The sequence below is a fragment of the Candidatus Methanoperedens nitratireducens genome, from assembly GCF_900196725.1.
GTDB lineage: Archaea > Halobacteriota > Methanosarcinia > Methanosarcinales > Methanoperedenaceae > Methanoperedens > Methanoperedens nitroreducens_A.
The window spans coordinates 1-21,183 of sequence record NZ_FZMP01000013.1; the positions used below are offsets into that span (position 1 = coordinate 1).

The 21,183-nt window shown below is 45.5% G+C and carries 25 protein-coding genes and 1 pseudogene; 7 read left to right on the forward strand and 19 right to left on the reverse strand.

Annotated features, from left to right (window positions below; all coding sequences use genetic code 11):
* Positions 1-2: 2 nt before the first annotated feature.
* From MNV_RS01385 to MNV_RS01395, 3 genes are read right to left on the reverse strand one after another with little or no spacing between them, the layout of a single operon-like run.
* A complete protein-coding gene (locus MNV_RS01385) occupies positions 3-284 on the reverse strand; it encodes a hypothetical protein (protein WP_096203597.1) in 282 nt (93 codons plus the stop codon).
* Positions 281-979 (reverse strand): deoxynucleoside kinase, encoded by a 699-nt coding sequence (locus MNV_RS01390; RefSeq protein ID WP_096203598.1) that lies wholly within the window; start codon positions 977-979, stop codon positions 281-283. Before MNV_RS01390 ends, MNV_RS01385 begins: the two co-directional genes overlap by 4 nt.
* A 12-nt stretch (positions 980-991) precedes the next feature.
* Positions 992-1,642, reverse strand: a complete 651-nt coding sequence (locus MNV_RS01395; protein WP_096203599.1) for a hypothetical protein — start codon at positions 1,640-1,642, stop codon at positions 992-994.
* A gap of 183 nt (positions 1,643-1,825) precedes the next feature.
* Between MNV_RS01395 and MNV_RS01400 the strand changes: the two genes are divergently transcribed.
* On the forward strand, positions 1,826-2,224 hold the full coding sequence (locus MNV_RS01400; protein WP_179293736.1) for a cytochrome c maturation protein CcmE domain-containing protein: 399 nt from the start codon (positions 1,826-1,828) through the stop codon (positions 2,222-2,224).
* Positions 2,225-2,255: 31 nt separating this feature from the next.
* Here the strand turns inward: MNV_RS01400 and fpoO are convergent, their stop codons facing one another.
* From fpoO to MNV_RS01465, 13 genes and pseudogenes are all read right to left on the reverse strand, one after another.
* Positions 2,256-2,609 carry a F420H2 dehydrogenase subunit FpoO gene (gene fpoO / locus MNV_RS01405; protein ID WP_096203601.1) on the reverse strand — a complete coding sequence of 118 codons (354 nt, stop codon included), beginning with the start codon at positions 2,607-2,609 and terminating at the stop codon, positions 2,256-2,258.
* 1 nt (position 2,610) lies between these two features.
* A complete protein-coding gene (locus MNV_RS01410; RefSeq protein WP_096203602.1) occupies positions 2,611-4,083 on the reverse strand; it encodes an NADH-quinone oxidoreductase subunit N in 1,473 nt (490 codons plus the stop codon).
* The gene (locus MNV_RS01415) at positions 4,080-5,576 is read right to left on the reverse strand and encodes a complex I subunit 4 family protein (RefSeq protein WP_096203603.1); all 1,497 of its coding nucleotides are present in this window, start codon (positions 5,574-5,576) and stop codon (positions 4,080-4,082) included. The genes MNV_RS01410 and MNV_RS01415 overlap by 4 nt, the downstream gene beginning before the upstream one ends.
* 1 nt (position 5,577) lies before the next feature.
* Positions 5,578-7,533: an NADH-quinone oxidoreductase subunit L gene (gene nuoL / locus MNV_RS01420; RefSeq protein ID WP_096203604.1), complete on the reverse strand. Its 1,956-nt coding sequence runs from the start codon at positions 7,531-7,533 to the stop codon at positions 5,578-5,580.
* Between the two features lies 1 nt (position 7,534).
* Positions 7,535-7,834, reverse strand: a complete 300-nt coding sequence (gene fpoK, locus MNV_RS01425) for a F420H2 dehydrogenase subunit FpoK (RefSeq protein ID WP_096203605.1) — start codon at positions 7,832-7,834, stop codon at positions 7,535-7,537.
* Positions 7,835-7,836: 2 nt separating this feature from the next.
* Entirely contained in the window at positions 7,837-8,088 is a 252-nt protein-coding gene (locus MNV_RS01430) for a hypothetical protein (protein ID WP_096203606.1), read from the reverse strand.
* Positions 8,078-8,332 carry an NADH-quinone oxidoreductase subunit J family protein gene (locus MNV_RS01435; RefSeq protein WP_096203607.1) on the reverse strand — a complete coding sequence of 85 codons (255 nt, stop codon included), beginning with the start codon at positions 8,330-8,332 and terminating at the stop codon, positions 8,078-8,080. Before MNV_RS01435 ends, MNV_RS01430 begins: the two co-directional genes overlap by 11 nt.
* Positions 8,329-8,745: a NuoI/complex I 23 kDa subunit family protein gene (locus MNV_RS01440; protein ID WP_096203608.1), complete on the reverse strand. Its 417-nt coding sequence runs from the start codon at positions 8,743-8,745 to the stop codon at positions 8,329-8,331. Before MNV_RS01440 ends, MNV_RS01435 begins: the two co-directional genes overlap by 4 nt.
* Positions 8,742-9,841: pseudogene (nuoH, locus tag MNV_RS21105) on the reverse strand (NADH-quinone oxidoreductase subunit NuoH). The gene MNV_RS01440 and the pseudogene nuoH overlap by 4 nt, the downstream one beginning before the upstream one ends.
* Before the next feature lie 6 nt (positions 9,842-9,847).
* Positions 9,848-10,996 carry an NADH dehydrogenase (quinone) subunit D gene (nuoD, locus tag MNV_RS01450; protein WP_096203609.1) on the reverse strand — a complete coding sequence of 383 codons (1,149 nt, stop codon included), beginning with the start codon at positions 10,994-10,996 and terminating at the stop codon, positions 9,848-9,850.
* 1 nt (position 10,997) lies between these two features.
* The gene (locus tag MNV_RS01455) at positions 10,998-11,501 is read right to left on the reverse strand and encodes an NADH-quinone oxidoreductase subunit C (protein ID WP_218837849.1); all 504 of its coding nucleotides are present in this window, start codon (positions 11,499-11,501) and stop codon (positions 10,998-11,000) included.
* On the reverse strand, positions 11,498-12,091 hold the full coding sequence (locus tag MNV_RS01460) for an NADH-quinone oxidoreductase subunit B (RefSeq protein WP_306453611.1): 594 nt from the start codon (positions 12,089-12,091) through the stop codon (positions 11,498-11,500). Before MNV_RS01460 ends, MNV_RS01455 begins: the two co-directional genes overlap by 4 nt.
* Positions 12,079-12,453, reverse strand: coding sequence for an NADH-quinone oxidoreductase subunit A (locus MNV_RS01465; RefSeq protein WP_096203610.1), 375 nt, complete (start codon positions 12,451-12,453; stop codon positions 12,079-12,081). The genes MNV_RS01460 and MNV_RS01465 overlap by 13 nt, the downstream gene beginning before the upstream one ends.
* A 229-nt stretch (positions 12,454-12,682) precedes the next feature.
* On the opposite strand from MNV_RS01465, the gene MNV_RS01470 reads away from it, so the two are divergent.
* The gene (locus MNV_RS01470) at positions 12,683-13,825 is read left to right on the forward strand and encodes a methanogenesis marker 9 domain-containing protein (RefSeq protein WP_096203611.1); all 1,143 of its coding nucleotides are present in this window, start codon (positions 12,683-12,685) and stop codon (positions 13,823-13,825) included.
* 44 nt (positions 13,826-13,869) lie between these two features.
* Here MNV_RS01470 and MNV_RS01475 read toward each other — a convergent pair whose 3' ends face one another.
* Positions 13,870-14,292 carry an Sjogren's syndrome/scleroderma autoantigen 1 family protein gene (locus MNV_RS01475; protein ID WP_096203612.1) on the reverse strand — a complete coding sequence of 141 codons (423 nt, stop codon included), beginning with the start codon at positions 14,290-14,292 and terminating at the stop codon, positions 13,870-13,872.
* Positions 14,293-14,363: 71 nt separating this feature from the next.
* Here MNV_RS01475 and MNV_RS01480 point away from each other — a divergent pair, with 71 nt between their 5' ends.
* A complete protein-coding gene (locus MNV_RS01480; protein WP_394336522.1) occupies positions 14,364-14,642 on the forward strand; it encodes a UPF0147 family protein in 279 nt (92 codons plus the stop codon).
* 557 nt (positions 14,643-15,199) lie between these two features.
* The gene (locus MNV_RS01490) at positions 15,200-16,441 is read left to right on the forward strand and encodes an ORC1-type DNA replication protein (protein ID WP_096203614.1); all 1,242 of its coding nucleotides are present in this window, start codon (positions 15,200-15,202) and stop codon (positions 16,439-16,441) included.
* Here the strand turns inward: MNV_RS01490 and MNV_RS01495 are convergent.
* Entirely contained in the window at positions 16,430-17,005 is a 576-nt protein-coding gene (locus MNV_RS01495; RefSeq protein ID WP_096203615.1) for a signal peptidase I, read from the reverse strand. The genes MNV_RS01490 and MNV_RS01495 overlap by 12 nt on opposite strands.
* 103 nt (positions 17,006-17,108) lie before the next feature.
* Here MNV_RS01495 and MNV_RS01500 point away from each other — a divergent pair, with 103 nt between their 5' ends.
* Complete coding sequence (locus tag MNV_RS01500) at positions 17,109-18,536, forward strand: DNA-directed DNA polymerase II small subunit (RefSeq protein ID WP_096203616.1); 1,428 nt, start codon at positions 17,109-17,111, stop codon at positions 18,534-18,536.
* A gap of 1 nt (position 18,537) precedes the next feature.
* Positions 18,538-19,287 (forward strand): ribonuclease H-like domain-containing protein, encoded by a 750-nt coding sequence (locus MNV_RS01505; RefSeq protein WP_096203617.1) that lies wholly within the window; start codon positions 18,538-18,540, stop codon positions 19,285-19,287.
* On the opposite strand, the gene MNV_RS01510 is transcribed toward MNV_RS01505, so the two are convergent.
* Entirely contained in the window at positions 19,278-19,670 is a 393-nt protein-coding gene (locus tag MNV_RS01510) for a hypothetical protein (protein WP_143311567.1), read from the reverse strand. The two genes, MNV_RS01505 and MNV_RS01510, sit on opposite strands and share 10 nt — an antisense overlap.
* Before the next feature lie 290 nt (positions 19,671-19,960).
* On the opposite strand from MNV_RS01510, the gene folP reads away from it, so the two are divergent.
* A complete protein-coding gene (gene folP, locus MNV_RS01515; RefSeq protein WP_256999893.1) occupies positions 19,961-21,181 on the forward strand; it encodes a dihydropteroate synthase in 1,221 nt (406 codons plus the stop codon).
* The last annotated feature ends 2 nt before the right edge of the window (positions 21,182-21,183 follow it).

Here is a 21,183-nt window from a genome sequence, read left to right on the forward strand (position 1 = left end):
TCTTAGTGCCCCAAAATCATACTGGTGCCCATTTCTTTTTTCACATTGTTCGAAATGTTATGAAGTTTCTTGGCTATACCTCGTATATCTTCAACCCTAATCTCAAAGGTTTCAAAAAATTTTCGCCTTTTTTCATCATCTGTTTCAAGAATTTTCTCCGCCAATTCTTCATTATTAACTATAACTCCAGGAGAGAATTCTTGTTCTATTTCATCAAGGTAATCAGTCCCTTCAAGTCCTTTGAGCATTCTTTGTAATATTATTTTTGATGATAGAATTGTCATTGTATCCCTTTTTTTCCAAGCACGAAAATAGTTTTTGATTTGGAGTTATGCTTTATATTTGAAGCATATTTCCTGAAAAGCCGATCAAAATCCATAGCAACTTCTTCTACAGGCTTATCGCTATTTATAACTTCTATTTTTAAACCAGCTTTTTGGGCTTTGTTCAACCGATTGTTGTATATCATATAAACGTTCTTCAGCCATTCCGTATCAAATTTCTGTTGGTTTGGATGCCTGCTTGTGCTTTTAGATTTTCGATTTAATATGATATCTATTTGCAAATCCAAATAAACCACTATCGTATTTTCAAAAACTTCTGGATAATAATCTTTAAAAAACTCTTCTTGGTACTCGATATATTTTGTATTAAAATTATAATCAGAATTTAAAAGAGCCCTTGCTTGGGAATAGACTAGCTGGCAGAGCCAACTGCGATCAAAAATAACATTGTATCCTTCGTTTATGCATGTATAGGCTTTGTCAAAAGCAATCGAATTGTAAGTCATGAATCCAACTTCCACCGCAGAATTGCCATTGAGATTAGTTTCATATTTATCAAAAAAATGTGCCGCAGCTTCCGGAATAAAAGCTATATTAGTGTTCTCATATTTTTTTTGCAAGTGCTTGAACAAGGTTGTTTTCCCTGAACACTCTAAGCCTTCTAAAGCAAAACATTTACCTAACATATCAGCCATAACTAATTTAGTTTATAAAATATTAATTTTTGCATCGGAAAATTCGAGATATTCATAGTAAAAAATCTGCCCTTTTTTAGATATCGACCATTCCAAATAAACATCATTTGTAAAATTAATCACTGGTTCTAATAAAGATTCACGCTCTATTTTGATCAAAACTTGAATTTCTTTTTCATTAAGCATATATGAGCGATCTTTTAACCATTTATTTTCATTTAAATAATAATTCCAACTCTCGAAATTACTCGTCTTGCCTTCAAGTAAAGGAGGTGCATCGCCAGGTATGGTTTCGATAGTGATCTTCCCATTCTCTTTTCTAGTTGCACCAGAACACTTTGCATCTACCGTGTGTTGAAGAATGATTTTCTCCTTCGGTTTATATTGTTCATGTTTTTTTAATACTTCCTTTAATATTTCTTCTTCTTCCGTAACATGAAGTCCTCCATGCCCTCCCCTATCAGGATCTTCCGATAATGAAACTCTAATAGTCACACCAATCCTATCATTTTTAATATTTGGCACATTTACTAATCTTATTTTCTCAAGGATATATCTCTCAATATTCTCTGGATTATCTTCATTAATGGAGATAACTTGGTATGGAGGATAAGGAAGTCCCATTTCTTTTAACCTTTCCAAACCCCATATTTTCATATACATTTCAAATCTCCTTTGCTAAATGACTAATGAGTTTCTTTATATTTCAATTTTTATGCTGCGATTAAAGTTCCAGATTTTCAACTTATGAGGTCAGATTCTCAACTCTGGTTCCAATCCAAAACGAATAAGAAACATTTAAGACAACGAAACACAATGTAATTCGTAAAGATACAAATGAATAAAATGAATAAAAAACATCGTTTTGTACTCGGGTTTTCCATAGTCTCAGTGCTATTGATCTACCTGGCGTTCACATCAGGCGTGATCGCGAACCAGTACGAGGTCAGCGAGGCTGTAGCAGCAAAACAGAACCTCACGGATAAGATAATAAATGTTAACGGCTCCCTTGTCATCGGTACTGATAAATGGGATTCGCTTAACCGCACGCTGACTTTTAAGATGACCGACGGCATCGCGACGATCGACGTGATTTATATAGGAGACAAACCGAATATCCCTCCCGATTATACGGATATCCAGGTCGTAGCGACGGGACAATTTGATAATGATGTGTTTAAGTCCTATAAGATGCTGACGAAATGCCCGTCAGAGTATGAGGGCGCAGAAAAAGTCTCCAAGTAATGTTAATAAAAATGTTAAACGTTAATAGTAATTAATGGTGATGCTCTTCTTCCTTTTCAGCCTCACGCCGTTTTAACGTTTCCTCGCACGCCTCAAGACAGCTCTCGCAGAGGGCTTTATCGACTTCCCTGTGGTAAGGCTCATGGAATATCGGTACCCGGGTTCTGACCAGGAAAAAAGGTACGTTCTTTATACCGCACAGATCACATTTCTTTGCACCGTTCACAGGCACCCTGTTAAGGTTCGCCTCATGGCAACTGTTGAGGCATTCTTCGTTGATGCCTCTCCACGTACCTGTAGGGTATGCCGCTTTAACGCTCGGGTCGTTCACTTTCACAGGGCATAGCGTGGGTCTTGCCACGCCGCATAGTTCACAATCTGCCATTTTAGCTCACTCCTAATACTCTTGCCGCATCCATTGCCCATCTGATAAAGGGTTCGGGATACAAACCGATACCTATAGTTCCTATCACAGCCAGCACTATCGCTATCACGTATGGTGCCGGCTCTTTTATTTTTTCTCCGGTCGGGGGTAGCACATACATGTATCTTATTACGCGCGCGTAGTAATAGATGGATAGCGCACTGTTCAGTATGGCTATTATCACGACCAGCAAAAGCCAGCTGCTTGCCAGTCTTACAGCCTCGACCGTTACCGAATAGAAGAGCACGAATTTCCCGATGAACCCTGCGGACGGAGGGATACCTGCCAGTGCCAGGAAGAACACTAACAGCGAAAAAGCTGTTATCGGCGCGCGTTTCCCAAGTCCTGCGAAGTTCTCAAGGTTATCCGTGTTCCTTGCATTCTTGTTATCAGATAGAACCATATACGCGACCACTCCGACTGCAATGAACGCGCCGCCTTTCATCAGGGCATGACCCAGAGCCAGCAATATGCCTCCGCCTATGGACATCTGGGTTGCGACCACGAACGCCAGCGATATGTAACCTGCCTGCGCGATGGATGAATACGCCAGCATTCGCTTGATACTCCTCTGGGAGATGGCGACAATGTTACCGTAGGTCATGGTTATTACTGCAAGGATGGCGAACGCCATCTGCATATCAATACGTATCGCCACGAGCGCGAGTACGAGAACCCTGAAGGCGGCGACGAATCCCATTTTCTTTGAGCCTGCCGCAAGCAGGGCGGAAACAACCGTCGGCGAACCTTCGTATGTATCCGGCGCCCACATGTGGAACGGGACAAGCGCCATCTTGAACGCAAACCCTGCCACCAGGAATATCAGCGCGATTATATTAAGCGTCGTGATCGCTGCTGTGGGGTTTATCTTGAAATACTCTACGATGGCGGGAATATTCGTAGAACCTGTTATACCGTACACCAGCGACATGCCAAACAGCATCAATGCCGAAGAAAGAGAACCTATTATAAAATATTTCAATCCGGCTTCAAGGGAGGTGGGATTCTTTTTCTCAAAACCCGCAAGTACATACGTTGACATGCTTGCAAGTTCAAATCCTACGAACAATGCAACAAGGTCGTTCGCTGATGCCACTACCATCATTCCGACCGTAGAAAGGAGCAGCAGGGCGTAGTACTCATCCTGGTTGCGGTTGTCTTTAAAGTATGATATCGAAGCTATTACAGCCAGAAGTGATACTATTATGAATATCAGCTTGAAGATTTGCGATAGCGGGTCAACTACGAGCGCGTTGTAAAAAAAGCTCCCCTCGCCTTTTGCACCTGCAATATACACAAGAGAAGCTATCAGGCCCGCGGCGCTGATATACCCCAGCATATTCTTGGATTTATCACTTATCAAAAGACCAAGCAGTATAATTACCAGAGCCAGGATTGTAAGCAGTATTTCCGGAGCAAGTAAAACAAAGCTCATGTTATCACTCCTTTTAGAGAGACGAATTCAACCAGTTGCGTTGCATTCGTGGTCATCATATTAAGAACGGGATTCGGGTTAAGACCAAAGAATATCACGAGCAGTACAAGTATAGCCATGGAGACCATCTCGTAAGTGGCGATATCATGGATGTGCCCCAGTTTTTCGTTATACGTGCCAAATACCGCTCTTTGCATCGCCCATAGATGATAACCCGCGGTGAACACTATGCCGAAGAGCGCAAGTATCACGAACGTGGGTAATGTGAAGTACGAATTGACAAGTATCAGGAATTCCGCGATAAACCCGCTCATCCCCGGCAGCCCGAGCGATGCTAAAAATCCTGCAAGCATCAGGAACGTGAGTTTCGGCATGTGTTTTGCTATACCTCCGAGGTCTCCTATTATCCTTGTTCCCGCCCCATGCTGGATAACGCCGCAGGACATGAACAATATGCCTGTGATAAGCCCGTGTGAGAACTGCTGGTACATCGCCCCGCTCACCGAAAGCGGGATAAGTGCGGCTGCGCCGAGCGTAACATAGCCCATATGGCTGATGCTTGAATATGCCACCATCTTCTTGAGGTCGCGCTGGGCAAGAGCCAGGAATGTCCCGTAAAGAATGCTTAGAACACCGATTATCGCCATTATAGTAATAAGATAGCTGGGCGAACCGGAATACGGAAGAAGGGGAAGTATTATCCTGAACAACCCGTATCCTCCCATCTTAAGCAGCAATGCTGCAAGTATGACGCTGCCCGCTGTCGGAGCCTCCACGTGCGCATCCGGAAGCCATGTGTGGAATGGCACCGCAGGCATCTTCACGATAAAACCGAACAGCAGCGCAAGGAATATCGCGTCCTTTAACAGCGAGGATTCAATCACCTGGTAATTTTTCAGCAAAGTAAACATATCGAAGCTGGGGATTCCGGTGAGCTGCCAGGCATTAAAGAAGAGGGAGAATATCGCAAGCAGCATCACAAGGCTCGCTACATGCGTATATATGAAGAACTTTATAGCCGAGTAATCTTTTCTCGGCCCTCCCCAGATGCTTATCAGGAAGTACATCGGGATAAGGACTATTTCCCAGAAGATATAGAACACAAAGAAGTCAAGGGATGTAAAAACGCCAAGCACTCCGACCAGTTCAAGCAGTATCAGGCCGTAGAACTGGTTTGCCTGTTTTGTCTCACCCCATGCAAATATAATCGTAAGGGGAATAATTATAGTTGAAAGAAGGACGAGCGGCATTCCTATTCCGTCAAGACCGAACTTCAGGTTTATACCGAGGCTGCTGATCCAGGGATACATCTCCTGGAACTGGATCTGTGAGGATGAACCGTCAAACCGCATGAAAAGCACAAGCGAAAGCACAAGCGAAATTCCCGATGCCAGAAACGCTACTGCGCGTGCCTGCTCCCTTGTTCTTGTCAAAAACGTGATTATCGCACCGATTAAAGGAATGAGTATCATTAAAGAGATTAAACCAGCCATTTTAAACACCTCTGAGCATAAGCAAAATTACAAGCAAACCTATTCCCAGGATTATAACAGATGCATAATTCTGAACAACCCCTGTCTGCAATCTCCGCACCACTTCACCCAGTTTGAACGCAGTGCTGCTGATGGTATTATCGATTATGAGACCATCAATTATCTTCCTGTCCACGAATTCACCGGATTGAGCCGCAACATTATGGGTTAATTTCACACCTATTATATCCGCGGCTATCTTTGGCTCATAATACCTGTTTATCAGTAGCTTATAAATCGGGTTCTCAGAAGAGACGATCTTACTCATATCCAGTTTCCGCAGGTAATAAATATAATACGAAATCAGGAAACCGACAACCCCTACAATGACGGGAAGCAGGATTACTATGTCTGACGGGTGGAAAGCTTCACCTTCATGAACCGGGATTTCCACTTCCATTAATTCAAAGTTCCTGCCAACATAATCATAGAAGCCGTAATGTGAGAAGCCAAATAGTAGTGCAAATACAGCCAGGATCATTAACGGGCCCGTCATAACACCGGGCGATTCGTGCGAATGGCGCTCAGAACGTGGTGTTCCTGTAAAGGTCATGAACCAGAGCCTGAAGATATATATAGATGTCAGAAGCGCTGCAACAATGGCTAAGCCATAAGGAATCATATCCCCTTTTACTTCCCCGTATTCCAGAGCCCCCTCTATTATTGCATCCTTGCTGAAGAAACCTGCTGTGCCTATATTAATGAACGGGATGCCGATGCCTGCAAGTGCCAGCGCAGCAATAAGCATGGTGGTGGCGGTGATTTTCATTTTGCTGAACAACCCGCCCATTTCGCGGATATCATTTGTTCCCACAGCATGGATAACGCTTCCAGCGCACAGGAAAAGCAGCGCTTTAAAGAATGCGTGGCTTATCAGGTGGAACATGGATATGCCCACGGCTTCTGCACCGACTACTGCACCTGCCGTGCCAAGCGCGAGCATCATATATCCGAGCTGGCTCACGGTCGAGTATGCAAGCACTCTTTTAATATCATTCATCACAAGTCCCATTGTTGCGGCGAAAAGTGCTGTGAACCCGCCTATGTAAGCCACCACAAGAAGGGAATTGGGTGCCGCTACGAACATCGGGAACGTCCTGGCGACAAGATACACGCCAGCGGTAACCATCGTTGCCGCATGGATCAACGCAGATACTGTCGTCGGACCTTCCATTGCATCGGGCAGCCAGCCGTGAAGCGGGAACTGACCGCTCTTTCCCACGGCACCGCCGAAGAACAGTAAAGTGATAAGAGTCAACTGTCCGGGGTCTATGTGCGGTATTGCCGCGAACATGGATTTGAACTGCAGGATAAAATTGCCCGGCTCAAGGCTGAACGCGCGGCTTACGATTACCTCGCTCATATTGAAATAAAGGAGGACGATACCTGCAAGGAACAGCACATCGCCCACCCTTGTAACGAGGAACGCCTTTTTCGCAGCGGCTGCCGCTGACGGCTTGTGATACCAGAAACCGATGAGGAGATAAGAGCAAAGCCCCACGAGTTCCCATGCTATGAAGAACTGGAGTATGTTATCGGATAATACCACACCGAGCATGGCTGCGGTGAACAGCGAAGTCTCGGCAAAATACCGCGGCTTTGCAGGGTCGTGCGCCATGTATCCCACGGCGTAGATGTGGATGAGCAGGCTGACGAACGAGACCATCATTAGCATAACGATAGCGAGCGGGTCGATCAGTATGCCAAGATTCATGCCCGCGAACCATGACCATGATTGCTGGACTGTTTTATCCGGATATATCTCAAGGAAAGTGCCAAAAGAGATGATAAACGACCCCAGGATTGCCGCGATTGGAAGATATGCCCCGCCGGATGGGAGTTTCTTGCCCAGGAAAAGGGTCAATACAAATGCCAGTACCGGCAATAATACTATTAATGCAGCGTAGTCACTGAACATCTTACCACCTCAGGATGTTGATATTATCAAGATTGATCGTATCGCGTACCCTGAACAATGCAACAAGTATCGCAAACCCTATCGCCGCTTCTGCCGCTGCTATTGCGATGGAGAACAGGGCAAACACCTGACCGGTTGAATTATTGTTGTAACTTGAAAACGCAACCAGGTTAAGGTTCGCGGAATTCAGCATAAGTTCAATGCACATCAGGATCTTGATGCCGCTTCTCTGCGTGATTATGCCGTACGCGCCTACAGTGAATATGATCGCTGAGATCAAAAGATATGCGTACAATGACATGGTTATGCCTCCTTTTTCGCCAGGTACAGGGCGCCGATCAATGCTGCTATCAGGAGCAGTGAGAGGAGTTCAAATGAAAAGATGAAATCACTGAATATCCCGCCGCTGATACCCGGACCACCTGCTATATTCTCTATACCGATATAATTTACATCCTCTTTTCCTGCCCAGACCCTGTTACTATTGTCGATCGACACGAACAACACGGCGAAAAGCAGCAGCGCGATCAGAAGATTGGGGAGCTTACTGAGCATTTTCTTCCTCTCCTTTCCTTGTCAGCATTATTGTGAATAATATAAGCGTTACAACCGCCCCGACATAGACAAGCACCTGAACCCATGCAACGAATTCTGCCTTAAGAAGGATGAAAAGCCCTGCAGTGCCGATCAGGGAGCCTGCAAGATATACGGCGCTGTGGACTAATTTTTTAGACTGGACCACCATGATCGATGAGAGTATCGTGAGAACTGCAATAATCAAAAATACAAAGTCTATCATTTATTCACCTCTTTCTTGAACAGCAACCTGTCAGGACCGTAAATCAGGCTCTCCCTGGTATAATCCGCAAGCTCGTAGCCTCCATCCATTTTAATAGCGTTCATCGGACAGGCATCAAGGCACAGACCGCAGAAAAGGCACATTCCCAGGTTAAATTCCGGGAACCATCTGTTTTTATATTTGACAATCCTGATCGTGCTGTTAGGACAATTTACCTCGCATATGCCACAGCCGATGCAGGCATCTTCATCAACTGAATGCCTGCCCCTGAACCTGGGTGCAAGCTTCATCCGTTCATACGGGTACTGGACTGTTACCGTAGGTCTGTTTCCGATGTGCAGCACGTGCTTTAAAGTAACAATGAGCCCGGTTATTATACCGGTCATCGTCCAGTTCTTGCTTATCCAGGTCATTGGATCACTCCTGCAGTTACAACGAACCCGGTTACCAGAAGGTTCAACAGGGCCAATGGTATCATAATCTTCCAGCCGAGGTTGAGCAACTGGTCGATTCTCACCCTGGGCACCGTATCTCTTAACCACATTGCAAAGAATATCACGGCATAGGTTTTGATCAGGAAATATACAAGCGAAGTTATCTGGACCGGAATGAAGGGGAGCACCGGTCCGGTCCAGCCTCCAAGGAAGAGAGTAACTATTATTCCCGAGACAGCGAACAGATGTGCATATTCAGCAAGGAAGAACATTGCGAACTTCATTCCGCTGTATTCCGTGAAGAACCCGGCTACAAGCTCCTGCTCTGATTCCTGGAAGTCAAAAGGTATGCGCCCCATCTCCGCAATGGAAGCGATCAGGAACAGGATAAAGCCCAGCGGTTGTATGAATATGAACCATTTTGGAATTATCCCGAACCATGTTCCTGCCTGAGCTCCGACTATATCCACTGTGCTGAGCGAGCCTGTGAAAAGTACCACTGCTATCGCTGTAAGAGCAAGTGGTATGGTGTAGCTGATATCCTGCGCTACAGCCCTCATTGCACCCATTAATGAGTATTTATTGTTGGATGCCCACCCTGCAAGCAGGATAGCCACTGGCGATATCGCGAGATTGCTATGATATAGAGCAGTCCCACCCTCAGGTCGGATATGATGAGGGATTCGCCGAACGGGATAGGGATGAACACAAGGAGCGCAGGCACGAACACGATAAACGGTGCGAGAGTGAATATCCACCTGTCCGCCTTTTCAGGGATGATGTCTTCTTTTCCTATGAGCTTTACGCCGTCCATAACTGGCTGGAGAAGCCCGCGCGGTCCTGTTACCATAGGCCCATACCTTGACTGGATCATTGCAACGACTTTACGCTCCATCCACGTCAAAAACATCACTGTGACAAGGACGAAAACAAACAGGACTGCTAGCTCCACAAGCATGATTATGATTTTTAAAATATACTCCATTCCGAAGCTCTTGAAGAAGTTGTTTATTGGCTCATAAACCCCTATAGTAATTAAAATATATACTATTAATTCATAAGCGTTTGTTATCATTTTTGTTCACCTGTCCACATCGCCAAGAACTACATCAATCGTACCAAAAGCAGCTATCAGGTCAGGGATTTTAAGTCCTACCACCATCTTGGGTATCGCAGTAAGGTTGCAGAAGGAAGGCGAGCGTATCTTAACGCGGTACGGCTTTGTTGTGCCGTCGCTTACAACATAAAAGCCCAGTTCTCCTTTTGGCGCCTCGATCCTGCTGTAAGCTTCACCTACAGGGGGTGTAAATATCCGCGGGAAATAAGTTTGGGCGGTGTACGGCATCCCTGTCACAGGAGCTACACCGTATTTTTGGGTGGCTATGACATCCGATTTAGGCATGGTGTCTGCAATTTGCCTTAAAATATGGAGGCTCTCTTCCATCTCATCTATCCTGACCATGTACCTGGCATAACTATCGCACTCCTGATGCACGCATGCTTTAAAGTCAAGGTCCGGGTATATGGAGTAAGGCTCTATTTTCCTTATATCGTAATTTACACCTGAGCCTCGCAAAGACGGACCCGTCATGCCATAATTGATGGCTTCTTCCGCGCTTATCACTCCGATGTTCTTCATCCTCATCATGAATATCTCATTACCATTTATCAGCTCCTTGTAGTCCTCTATGCGTTTCTCCATATCTTTTATGAACTCATTGAGCTTTGGCATGAAGTCATCTGGCAGGTCGTCTCTTACCCCGCCGATCCTGAAATAACTGAAAGTCATCCTTGCGCCGCAGAGCATCTCGTACAACTGGAGAGCCTTTTCCCGTTCCCTGAAGCCGTACATTATAGCTGTGGATGCACCAAGATCCAGCAGCAGAGAGCCCATGAATACGAGATGGTTGACTATCCTGTTAAGTTCCACGGTCAGAACGCGGATGTACTCTGCCCTCAACGGGACTTCTATGCCTGCAAGCTCTTCAACTGCCTTCACATAAGCATAGTTGTTAGGCATGGCAGAGATGTAATCCAGCCTGTCCGTATAAGGGATGAATTGCAGGTATGTCTTCATCTCAGCCAGTTTTTCCGTTCCCCGGTGCAGGTAACCCATAACGACCGTACATTCTTTGATTATCTCTCCGTCCATCCTTAATTTGAACCGCAACACACCGTGGGTACTGGGATGAACAGGTCCCATGTTTATGAGAAGTTCATCTGTCTCCATGCTACTTCCTCCTCAACAGATTGGACCCGTCGGTACTCACGATGTCTTCCCCGTCCTCTCCGACTGTCACGAACTGCTCCACGCTCATATCATAATCCTTTCTGAGAGGGTGGCCTTTCCAGCCCTCAGGCAGCAGTATCCTGATAAGATTGGGGTGGCCTGTGAACCTGACCCCCACGAGATCGTACGTCTCACGCTCAAGCCAGTCCGCCCCTTTCCAGAGTGATGTGAGCGATTCCACTTCAGGAGCTTCGTGGTCAAGAATGACCTTTAGTACAAGATTCTCTTTTTTCCCGTAGGAAAAGAAATTATAAATGACTTCGAACCTGTCCACATAATCTATCCCCGTGATAACGGAAAGGTGGTTAAAGCCCATCTCTTTTACTTTCGCCGCGACCTTCAGCATATCCTCTTTTTTGATGAGCGCAAGGGGCTTCCCGACCTGCATGCCCGTGCTCACGACCGATGCCGGCATTGTCTGTTTTAATTCCTCCGCTGCGTTCATTTGTTCAGCCCCCATTTTGCACCATAGCCTTCGTTCTTGATCTTTTCCCTCAACTGGAGTACCCCGTATAACCAGGCTTCCGGTCGCGGCGGGCATCCGGGGATGTACACGTCCACAGGAATAATATTATCTACGCCCCTGAGTACCGCGTATGATTCATGGTAGGGCCCGCCTGTATTCGCGCAACTGCCTACGGATATGACCCACTTGGGGTCAGGCATCATTTCGTAGAGCTGCTTGACCCTTGGCGCCATCCGCTTTGTCACCGTACCTGCGACGAACATGAGATCCGCCTGCCTGGGGCTTGCCCTGAATATCTCCATCCCGAAACGTGCAATATCATGGTGCGCCATGGCCACTGCCATCATCTCGATCGCACAGCAGGCAAGACCTGAAGTGACCGGCCAGAGAGAACTCAAACGCGCCCAGTTAAAAACCTGGTCTATCGTTGTTAAAAGGATCAATCCTTTTCTTTCCCTTGCAGCAAGAACCGTGCTGATAAGCCCGGTGTCTTCCAGTTTTTCAAGCGCCGTCTCCGGTTTTTTCCTGACCGGTCTGAATTTTGTCGTATCAATAGTTACTGGATCCACTCTAATGCCTCCTTTCTCCAGGCATATGCAAGACCGATTATAAGTATCTCTATAAAAATGACCATTTCAAGAAATCCAAGACCTCCGAGCTTTTTAAGCTGCACAGCCCAGGGATATAAGAACAGAACCTCCACATCAAATATAAGGAAAACAATAACGATCAAATAGTATTGTATATTAAAATGTATCCTGGCATCCCCCACAGGCACTTCTGCACATTCGTAGATAGATAGTTTTTCCTTGGTCTTGTTGCTGGGCCTGACCATTCTTGACATGAATAAGGAGATCGCTACGAAAACAAAGCCAATGACCGTAAGAATCGCTATTGGTAAATAATTATCAAAAAACGCGTTTGATGCCATTTGATTCACCTGATATATTACTTGCTTTAAAAAGGAGTATAGATATAAAAAGCTTATGAAATTGTTTTATAATGGACTTACTGAAGAATTCATATGAGAAATTAATTATATCAGCGTAAAATTCATAAAGGATACGAACTACTGGATGCAAACTCTAATGACATGATCTAATAACACAATCTAATAACACAAAGAAAGTCCGTATTTAACAGTGACTAATGAGGTTTATGTGACCGGAAATCTGTTTGACATAAAAATCGGCTATGCAACACCTAAAAATCCTATCGCCCTTGCCCCCATGGCAGGGATAACGGATAGCAGGTTCGCGTTCAGGTTCAGGAACGCCGGGATGATCGTACTGGGCAGCTACAACCTGGATGATAGGACGAACGATGCTGCACAAAAAGAGATAGCGCGCGGAAGAAAGGAATTCGTGTCTAAAGAGCCGATGGAATTCCTGGAGAGCGAACTTGAAGCTGCAAAGGACTTGACAACGGTCGCTGTTAACGTACGCGCTGCAACTATAGAACCTTACATCGAGGCTGCCCATCTGGCTAAAAAGTCAGGCGCGATACTTGAGATAAATGCGCATTGCAGGCAGCCTGAGATGCTGGAGCTTGGAGTGGGCGAAGCATTATTAAAAGATGCGCCAGGGCTTTGTGAGTATATCCGGGAGATAAAAAAAACAGGTGTTGTGCTCTCGGTTAAAACACGTGCAAATGTGGTCAACGACGTTGAACTTGCAAGAGCTATCGAGAGTGCCGGGGCTGATATCATACATATAGATGCCATGCCTCAGAGTGGCGAAATGCAGGATTTTCCGGGTGCCGATATCAGGGTTATAAAACGCGTTCGCAACTCGACAGGCTTGTTTATCATAGGTAATAACTCGGTCGTGGATTTTGAGAGCGCAAAAGATATGTTCTCTCACGGCGCCGATATGGTATCCGTGGCGCGTGCCGCCCTTTCCGAACCCGGTATTATAGATAACCTTGTCAGCGAGGTCTCATCCTTCCAGAAGCTGACCGGCTGGTATAATGCGCCAAAGCATATCTGCGGAGGCGGGGATTTAAGAGCTCTTGCCTTCTGCTGCCTGCCTGTTAAGCCCTGCGCCCTCCATGGGGCATTGAAACAGGCCGGCATAACAGCCGAGGAATTCATGAAGATCAAAACAGAATTTGCCCGTAAAACCCCGATAGAGTACGGGGAAGGGACATGTTTTGGCAGCATGACCTGGTGCTGCAAGATAACCAAACCCTGTTTCCTCAGGGATGGGGCGCTTACGTCCATCGGGCTATCGGACGTGGAGTATATGCAGATAAAGAAAAGGCTATCAGAATACATCCTGAAACGCAGGAAAAATAAGGGTTAAATAAGGACTAAACAAGGGCTAAATAAAGGCGAAGAAAATAAAAGCTAAGACCCGAGTAATTTCAGTATCTTAATTCCAAGCTCAATGCATTCCAGCTTCTCCCTGACCCTTTGAAGGTCCGTTTCATTTTCGAGGCTTTCTGCAATGCCATGGATTTTGCTCTGCGTCAGTGCAGCGACCTGAGAGAGCTCAGCCGGTTGGGGCTCCATTACCGGAATGACCTCGCGCCTTATCCCTTCACGCTCTACTGTTTTCTCTGCCATCCCGGGTTCTTTTTCTGATCTTTTTTCTGGTCTTATTTTTCGTTCCTGGTTTTTCTCCTGGAAATCGCACACAGGGCAGAGCACTTTCCCCTGGTACCGGAACAACGGGGAGCCACATTCATGGTGGCTTGCCAGCATCGTTCCGCCTTTTTCAAGGAGTCTTGTAATCATCTGCAGTTTCCTGTTCTCGTCGGTTTCAGCCATGATTTATCACCGAAAGTCTTTTCATACAGGAGTATAATTATGGACAGCTTCATTTATAAAGGTAGCCTGGAGTGATAACCGTGCCTGAAAACCCAACCGAAATAATAAGGCAATGTATTGATGTACTTGACAGGATTATCAATGATGACTCAGTCCCAAGAAACATAAGACGCAATGCTGACAACATGAAAAACATACTATCCAACGAGAAAGAGCCACCGTCGCGGAGAGCTGCACTGGTGATTTCCAAGCTTGATGAGATAGGTAATGACCCTAATGTGCCCATTCATACTAGGACTTTGATCTGGGGTCTCTCAAGCCAGTTAGAAACGATACCGGTGGATAGATGATATTCCTGCGCATGCCGGTCGAGCAGTAAAAACGTTCCAGATTCCTATACCAACCCCTTCATTTCGTTTGGAAGCGGAATCTGCTTGATTTTGTAGGCTTTTTAACTGGTTTTTAAAAGATTCCGGTTACCGATTACTTATCATCAGTTATTTTCATTACGTTTATCACATCGTTTATCACATACTTTCATTACATACTATATATTTTTTACAAAAATACAAAACTTTAAATATAGTTAACGCTAAAGTAAAACACAATGGTTTAGTGGGTTATGTCAATCATCCGAAAAGAATGGTTATTCGCGTTCCAGTCGAAATGATGGGGTAGGTCTTTCCCTGTAGTTTCCATCGGAATTAAAGGGGTCATCCAAAAAAAATATGATGAAGAATCAGAACAATAAAGAGTATAGAAACGAAAATAACTATGAGGCGACGGTATCAAATGGGAATAATAACCGGGAAACCGGAAGTTGTCCAGTGGAAATAAAGGGGTCATTACCAAAAGTCTTAATACCTTTCCTTCCGTTGCAACAGTTTACTATGGAGGGTCGAAGTATTTGGAAAACGGAACAATAACAATAAAGGGAATCTTTGAGGATATGCTTACTATAGTTAATATCTTCGAGAACAGGGAAGTTCTTCGTTCGACATATACGCCTGATTATCTTCCTCACAGAAGTGACCAGGTTAAAGCTCTGGCAACAGTTCTGGTTTCTGCTCTAAGGGGCGAAACGCCGTCAAATGTCCTGATATACGGGAAAACCGGGACAGGCAAGACGGCAGTAGCCAAGCATGTCGGACAGGAGCTTGAAAGAACAGGTGAGGTGTATGGTAATCCCTGCGTTGTGATCTACATAAACTGTGAGGTCGTGGACACGCAGTACCGTCTGCTGGCATCCCTTGCCAGGTTCCTGGAGAAGGAAATCCCGATGACAGGATGGCCGACCGACCAGGTATATACGGAGTTCAAGAATGCGCTGGATTCGGACAGGCGCATTGCGATAATAATGCTTGATGAGGTGGATAAGCTCATAGATAAGGGAGACGACGTACTCTACAATCTTACAAGGATAAATTCGGACCTTAAAAAAGCAAAGGTCAGTCTTATTGGTATAACAAACGATCTGAAGTTCACCGAATTCCTTGACCCGAGAGTGAAAAGCTCGCTCGGGGAAGAAGAGATAATATTCCCTCCGTATGATGCCAACCAGTTAAGGGACATTCTGCAGGAGAGAGCTAAAATGGCATTTAAACAGGGAGTACTGGAAGAGACGGTGATCCCGCTTTGCGCAGCATATGCTGCACAGGAGCACGGCGACGCCAGAAGGGCTCTTGACCTGCTCAGGGTATCAGGAGAAATCGCAGAGCGCGCCAAGTCATCAAAGGTCCTTGAGCTGCATGTGAAGCAGGCACAGGAGAAGATCGAGACAGACAGGATAGTGGAGGTCGTCAAGACCTTACCCACCCAGTCCAAGCTCGTATTACTGAGCGCTGTGCTTCTGTGCTACAACGGTGATAGCAACATCACCACGGGAGAAGCGTACAACGTTTATAAACAGATGTCAAGGATAATCGGGGTTGAGATACTGACGCAGCGCAGGGTGACGGATCTGATATCCGAGCTTGATATGCTGGGCATCCTGAATGCGACAGTGGTGAGCAAAGGCAGGTACGGCAGGACGAAGGAAATATCGCTGAGCGTCCCGATAGACAGCACGACAAAGGTACTTTTCGAGGATTACAGGCTGAAACAGCTTGAAGGGTATAAACCTCCTAACCAGACAAAACTATACGCCTAACATTTTTCTGGGAAGAAGTGAAACATAGCCAACAAAAGGAACCCTGTAGAATCGCGCAACTCCTATTACCCACTCCTTTTTAACTGGCTGGTATGCACTTATGCTGCCCTGCTGGTCGTATAAAGGATTGGTTTTCGGATTGTCCCCTTTTGTAATGTAACCCGCATGGGGGGCAGGAGGACCATCGGTCCACATTGGCTCTCCTTTTTCAACATAGTACATGGCTCGATGGATGATGGGCGTAGCCCCCTCTTTTCCGTAAGGTCTGTATAAAATAACATCGCCGGGCTCACCAAAGGATGTGTAGCCGTTCTGTTTTCCAACCTCGTACGTAGTAATGTTGGTACGGTCTACGCCCTCGACAAAAATAATATCCCCAATCTGTATATGAGGTATCATACTGCCGCTCTCCACCGCGACCATGGGTGACCAGAGCCCGAGAGCTATCTGGGATAAAGAAGCAAAGATAACTACAACTGAGACCACGGAGATAATATCCCTAAGCAGCCCCACCCAGGGATTATCACTTTTGTTAAATTCTTTTATTTTTTCCATTAAAGGCATTGTGAATCTAATAAATCAAAAGAAGTATAAAAGATTACCCCATTTTAATGCCAGAGTAGCCAAGCAAAAATCTTATCCCAGTTCACAGATATAAACTCAGGGTATGGAGACTGGTGAAATAATCCAGATATTTGCAGAATCTGGATTACTTGTAGACCCTGAAGCGCTTGATATATTAAGGACAAGTGCATCGCCCGAGCAGCTACAGGATGTATTAAAATCAGTAGACAGCTCGGTAATGGTAGTTGGAACAGAACATATCAAGGCTCTAAACGCTATCAACAGGCCTGAAAAAGAAAAGCAAATCAAGAGCAGTCCCGTCACAATACTCTCGGATATAACCAACCAGTCAACCTGCATAGGAGAATACACTGATTTCGTCCAGTATTTCAAGCACCGCCACAGCCTGCTCGGTGATATGCTGCGGAAAAGAATAAGCGCAAGACCGATTGAGAGCCTGAAGAGACGGAATATGGACACAAGAGAGCCGCTATCCGTAATAGGGATGGTCCTGGATATCAGGACCACGGCGAAAGGGCATAAACTCATTGAAGTGGAAGATACCACGGGGACGATAGCTGTACTGATCCATAAAGAAAAGGACAAGGAACTGTTCGATAAGTCAAAGAGCATACTGCTGGATGAAGTGATAGGAGTAACAGGCACGCTTTCCAGTGACGGCAATCTGATGTTCGCGAACGCGGTAATAAGACCCGATATCCCGAATAATTACAGGGCAGCGTTTGATGGTCTGTCCGTGCCAGCGGGAGGCAAGCCGGGGGGAAAGGCCGTATTTATCTCCGATATACATGTTGGCAGCAAGACTTTTCTTGAAGATGCGTGGCTTAAGTTCGCGGACTGGCTGGGCGATGATATCGATTATCTTGTAATTGCAGGAGACGTGGTAGACGGGATAGGCGTATTCCCGAACCAGGATAAGGAGCTGGCAATTTTAGATATTTACGAACAGTACGAGAGAGCTGCCGCGTACCTGAACGCCGTCCCAAAACACATAAAGATCATTATTTCACCGGGTAACCACGATGCAGTAAGGCAGGCTGAACCCCAGCCGCGCTTCCCGGAGAAGATAACCAGGATGTTCAGGAGCGATATCGCTTTTGTCGGGAATCCTTCCATGGTCGAAATAGGCGGCGTCAAAGTCCTGATATACCACGGCAGGTCAATGGATGACATCATTGCAAGCATTCCCGGGCTTTCGTATTCCGAACCATCAAAACCCATGACGGAGATGCTGAGAATGAGGCACTTATCGCCCATATACGGCGGCAGGGTATCAATCGCGCCTGAAAAACAAGACCATTTCGTGATCGATCCCATACCCGATATACTTCACTGCGGACACGTCCACACGGTCGGGGTTTCTCGCTACAAAAATGTATTGACCATCAACAGCGGTACGTGGCAGAGCCAGACCGAATTCCAGAAAAGAATGAACCTCCAGCCCATGCCTGCAAGAGCAACGGTCGTCAATCTTGCGAGCATGGAGCACAGGATAATGGAGTTCAATTGATATGCTCAGGAACACCTACATCCATATACCGGGTATCGGCTCCACGACAGAGCGGCGTATATGGGAATCAGGCATAAAAAGCTGGGAAGAATACCTGGAAAACCAGGATGTCGTGAAGATTCCCAGGATAAAGAGGAAATCACTGCTTCCCGCGGTTGAAGAATCCATCGAACAGTTATCCGAAGGGAACCATCTCTTTTTCGCTTATCGTCTTCCGGCAAGTATCCAGTGGAGAGCGTACCGGCATTTCATTGAAAGAACAGCCTATGTCGATATCGAGACAACAGGTCTTTCCGCAGGATGTGATAAAATAACCATGATAGGAGTATATAACGGGAAAGAAACGAAAACGTACATAAGAGGCATCAATCTTGAGGAGGCTGCGGCGGAGCTTGCAAAGTATAAACAGCTCATCACTTTCAACGGAGCGAGGTTCGATCTCCCTTTTATCGAACATGAGTTTCCCGGGTTTTTCAACCACCTTCATATAGACCTTCTTTACCCGCTGAAAAAGATCGGGTACAGCGGGGGACTTAAGAAAATAGAAGTAAAACTTGGAATAGCCAGAAGCGATGGGACGGAAGGGATTACCGGGTTTGATGCCGTCAGGTTATGGAACAGGTATGAACGGGGGAATGAAGAAGCTCTTGACCTGCTGGTTAAATATAATCAGGAGGACGTGGTAAACCTTGAAAAGATCATCAGACTAACGTATCCGGTCATGATGGACAGGGAGATGAATCAAATATGATTATACAGGACATTGATATTATTTATTACAATAATAAAATATACGACGTTCAGGGAGAGTATTACGAACATTACGTTCAGGCTTGATATTATTCCCAGGGAATTCAGCCATTTGTTCGTATGAGATAGTAAGGAGTCGGCTCGTCTCCAGACAGTTCTTATGATATGGCATAACATTAAGGTCATAATAATTTTCAGTAGCGAAGGCAATAGTAATCCGAATATTTCAAAAAGACGGGCGGTTTTTGCATTTGCTTCATAAGCATTAAAATATCGTATGCCTACGTATGTACTGATGACATCAAGGATGATCAAAATTACAAATAAGTAAACGCTGTATTCCGTGAATTCTTTATATTCCGGTATTATCTTTCTGAACATCATCGATCCTGCTTGCCTGCAGCACTGAAGGGAAAGCTGCATTTCCACTGGAGTTATAATTCCTGAATGTCTCCCATTTATTTAAATCTTTCTAAATTATTTACTACAGTTCATTATAATCATTATAATCACTGATCTCTTATAATCAGTTGTGGGTTTTAGGTAGGATGAAAACTACAGATTAACACGGATAAACACAAATTTACAATAAGAGATATATGAGGCAATAGTGTAGAATCCTGCATACAAAATACGCAAACCTTAAGAGCACCGAAAAAGTATTAGAGTAAAACGTGATAGAAAAAACCATTGCAGGATTGAAGGTCGGAGATACTCAACCTGTAAGGATAATGGGTGTTGTAAATCTCAGCAAAGAGTCTTTTTATAAGGGTTCCGTGGTTCAGGCGGATTCTGTTCTTAACACAGCCCGGAGAATGATAGAAGAGGGCGCAGACCTGATAGACATCGGCGCACGCTCGACATGGCCGCTTGCACAGAAAATCTCAAAAGAAGAGGAACGGTCGCGCCTCATTCCTGCGCTGAAATTCTTGCAGGATATTAATGTTCCAATTTCAGTGGACACCATGTTCGCTGATATAGCTGACGAGGCGCTTGGTGTTGGCGCCGACATCATTAACGACGTGAGCGGATTTACAGCCGATAACGGGATGGTGGAAGTAGCAAAAGAACACAATTGTCCCGTTGTATTGATGGCAAGCAACAGGCTTCCCGGAGACCCTGTTGGCATGGATGCAGTAATAGACTCACTTGGGAGAATAATATCGCAGGCAGAAGGAAAGGGAATAAACCCCGATAACATTATTATAGACCCTGCTATCGGAAAATGGACTCAGGAAAAGCTCCCCATATACGATTACGAGACCATAGATAACGTCCAGAGGCTGCGGGTTTTCAGTAAGCCCATACTGGCTGCGATATCCAGGAAATCCTTCATAGGGGAGACACTTAATAAGCCCGCCGCCGAGAGGCTGTATGGAAGCCTTGCAGCTACGGCGATAGCGGTGCGGAACGGTGCTCATATCATAAGAACGCACGATGTGGCACCTACAGTTGATGCGGTCAGGGTGGCAGAGTCTGCAAGAGCAAAAATACCTGCTGTAAAGTCGGGTGAGTTAGAGGCAGAATTGCTTTACATAAAAAACACCGATGATAGCGCAAGAGCAATGAGTGCAATAGGTGTGACCGGGACAGGAAGCCAGGTCATGAAAAATAAGACTGTTCTCTGTAATATCCTGTTGAAGAACATAACCACAACGGAAGCGCTGATAATTAAACAGGAGATGCTCGCAAGGGGAGGGGATGCAGCCCTCCCGCGTGAGGCGGTATCCCATGAGGCAGGTAAAGTAAACCTTATCATAATCGGGACGCATCTCCAGGTCGAACGCCTCATAAAAAAGATAAAACACCAGGTAAGAGGTTTACCTCTTATCGCTGATATGCTTGCAGAATTAATCAACGAAAAGAACGACCCTGTTTTCAGGTATTCAAGGTAAAA

Bases quoted from the DNA above. Each gene is read 5' to 3' on its own strand.
- MNV_RS01500 (WP_096203616.1), top strand. From the start codon at position 17,109: ATGGAGACTGGTGAAATAATCCAGATATTTGCAGAATCTGGATTACTT.
- fpoK (WP_096203605.1), bottom strand. From the start codon at position 7,834: ATGTCATTGTACGCATATCTTTTGATCTCAGCGATCATATTCACTGTA.
- fpoO (WP_096203601.1), bottom strand. From the start codon at position 2,609: ATGGCAGATTGTGAACTATGCGGCGTGGCAAGACCCACGCTATGCCCT.
- MNV_RS01385 (WP_096203597.1), bottom strand. From the start codon at position 284: ATGACAATTCTATCATCAAAAATAATATTACAAAGAATGCTCAAAGGA.
- MNV_RS01395 (WP_096203599.1), bottom strand. From the start codon at position 1,642: ATGTATATGAAAATATGGGGTTTGGAAAGGTTAAAAGAAATGGGACTT.
- MNV_RS01475 (WP_096203612.1), bottom strand. From the start codon at position 14,292: ATGGCTGAAACCGACGAGAACAGGAAACTGCAGATGATTACAAGACTC.
- MNV_RS01400 (WP_179293736.1), top strand. From the start codon at position 1,826: ATGAATAAAAAACATCGTTTTGTACTCGGGTTTTCCATAGTCTCAGTG.
- MNV_RS01455 (WP_218837849.1), bottom strand. From the start codon at position 11,501: ATGAACGCAGCGGAGGAATTAAAACAGACAATGCCGGCATCGGTCGTG.
- MNV_RS01435 (WP_096203607.1), bottom strand. From the start codon at position 8,332: ATGATAGACTTTGTATTTTTGATTATTGCAGTTCTCACGATACTCTCA.
- MNV_RS01390 (WP_096203598.1), bottom strand. From the start codon at position 979: ATGGCTGATATGTTAGGTAAATGTTTTGCTTTAGAAGGCTTAGAGTGT.
- MNV_RS01465 (WP_096203610.1), bottom strand. From the start codon at position 12,453: ATGGCATCAAACGCGTTTTTTGATAATTATTTACCAATAGCGATTCTT.
- nuoD (WP_096203609.1), bottom strand. From the start codon at position 10,996: ATGGAGACAGATGAACTTCTCATAAACATGGGACCTGTTCATCCCAGT.
- MNV_RS01440 (WP_096203608.1), bottom strand. From the start codon at position 8,745: ATGACCTGGATAAGCAAGAACTGGACGATGACCGGTATAATAACCGGG.
- MNV_RS01410 (WP_096203602.1), bottom strand. From the start codon at position 4,083: ATGAGCTTTGTTTTACTTGCTCCGGAAATACTGCTTACAATCCTGGCT.
- MNV_RS01495 (WP_096203615.1), bottom strand. From the start codon at position 17,005: ATGCCTTTAATGGAAAAAATAAAAGAATTTAACAAAAGTGATAATCCC.
- MNV_RS01415 (WP_096203603.1), bottom strand. From the start codon at position 5,576: ATGGCTGGTTTAATCTCTTTAATGATACTCATTCCTTTAATCGGTGCG.
- MNV_RS01430 (WP_096203606.1), bottom strand. From the start codon at position 8,088: ATGCTCAGTAAGCTCCCCAATCTTCTGATCGCGCTGCTGCTTTTCGCC.
- nuoL (WP_096203604.1), bottom strand. From the start codon at position 7,533: ATGTTCAGTGACTACGCTGCATTAATAGTATTATTGCCGGTACTGGCA.
- MNV_RS01510 (WP_143311567.1), bottom strand. From the start codon at position 19,670: ATGATGTTCAGAAAGATAATACCGGAATATAAAGAATTCACGGAATAC.
- MNV_RS01505 (WP_096203617.1), top strand. From the start codon at position 18,538: ATGCTCAGGAACACCTACATCCATATACCGGGTATCGGCTCCACGACA.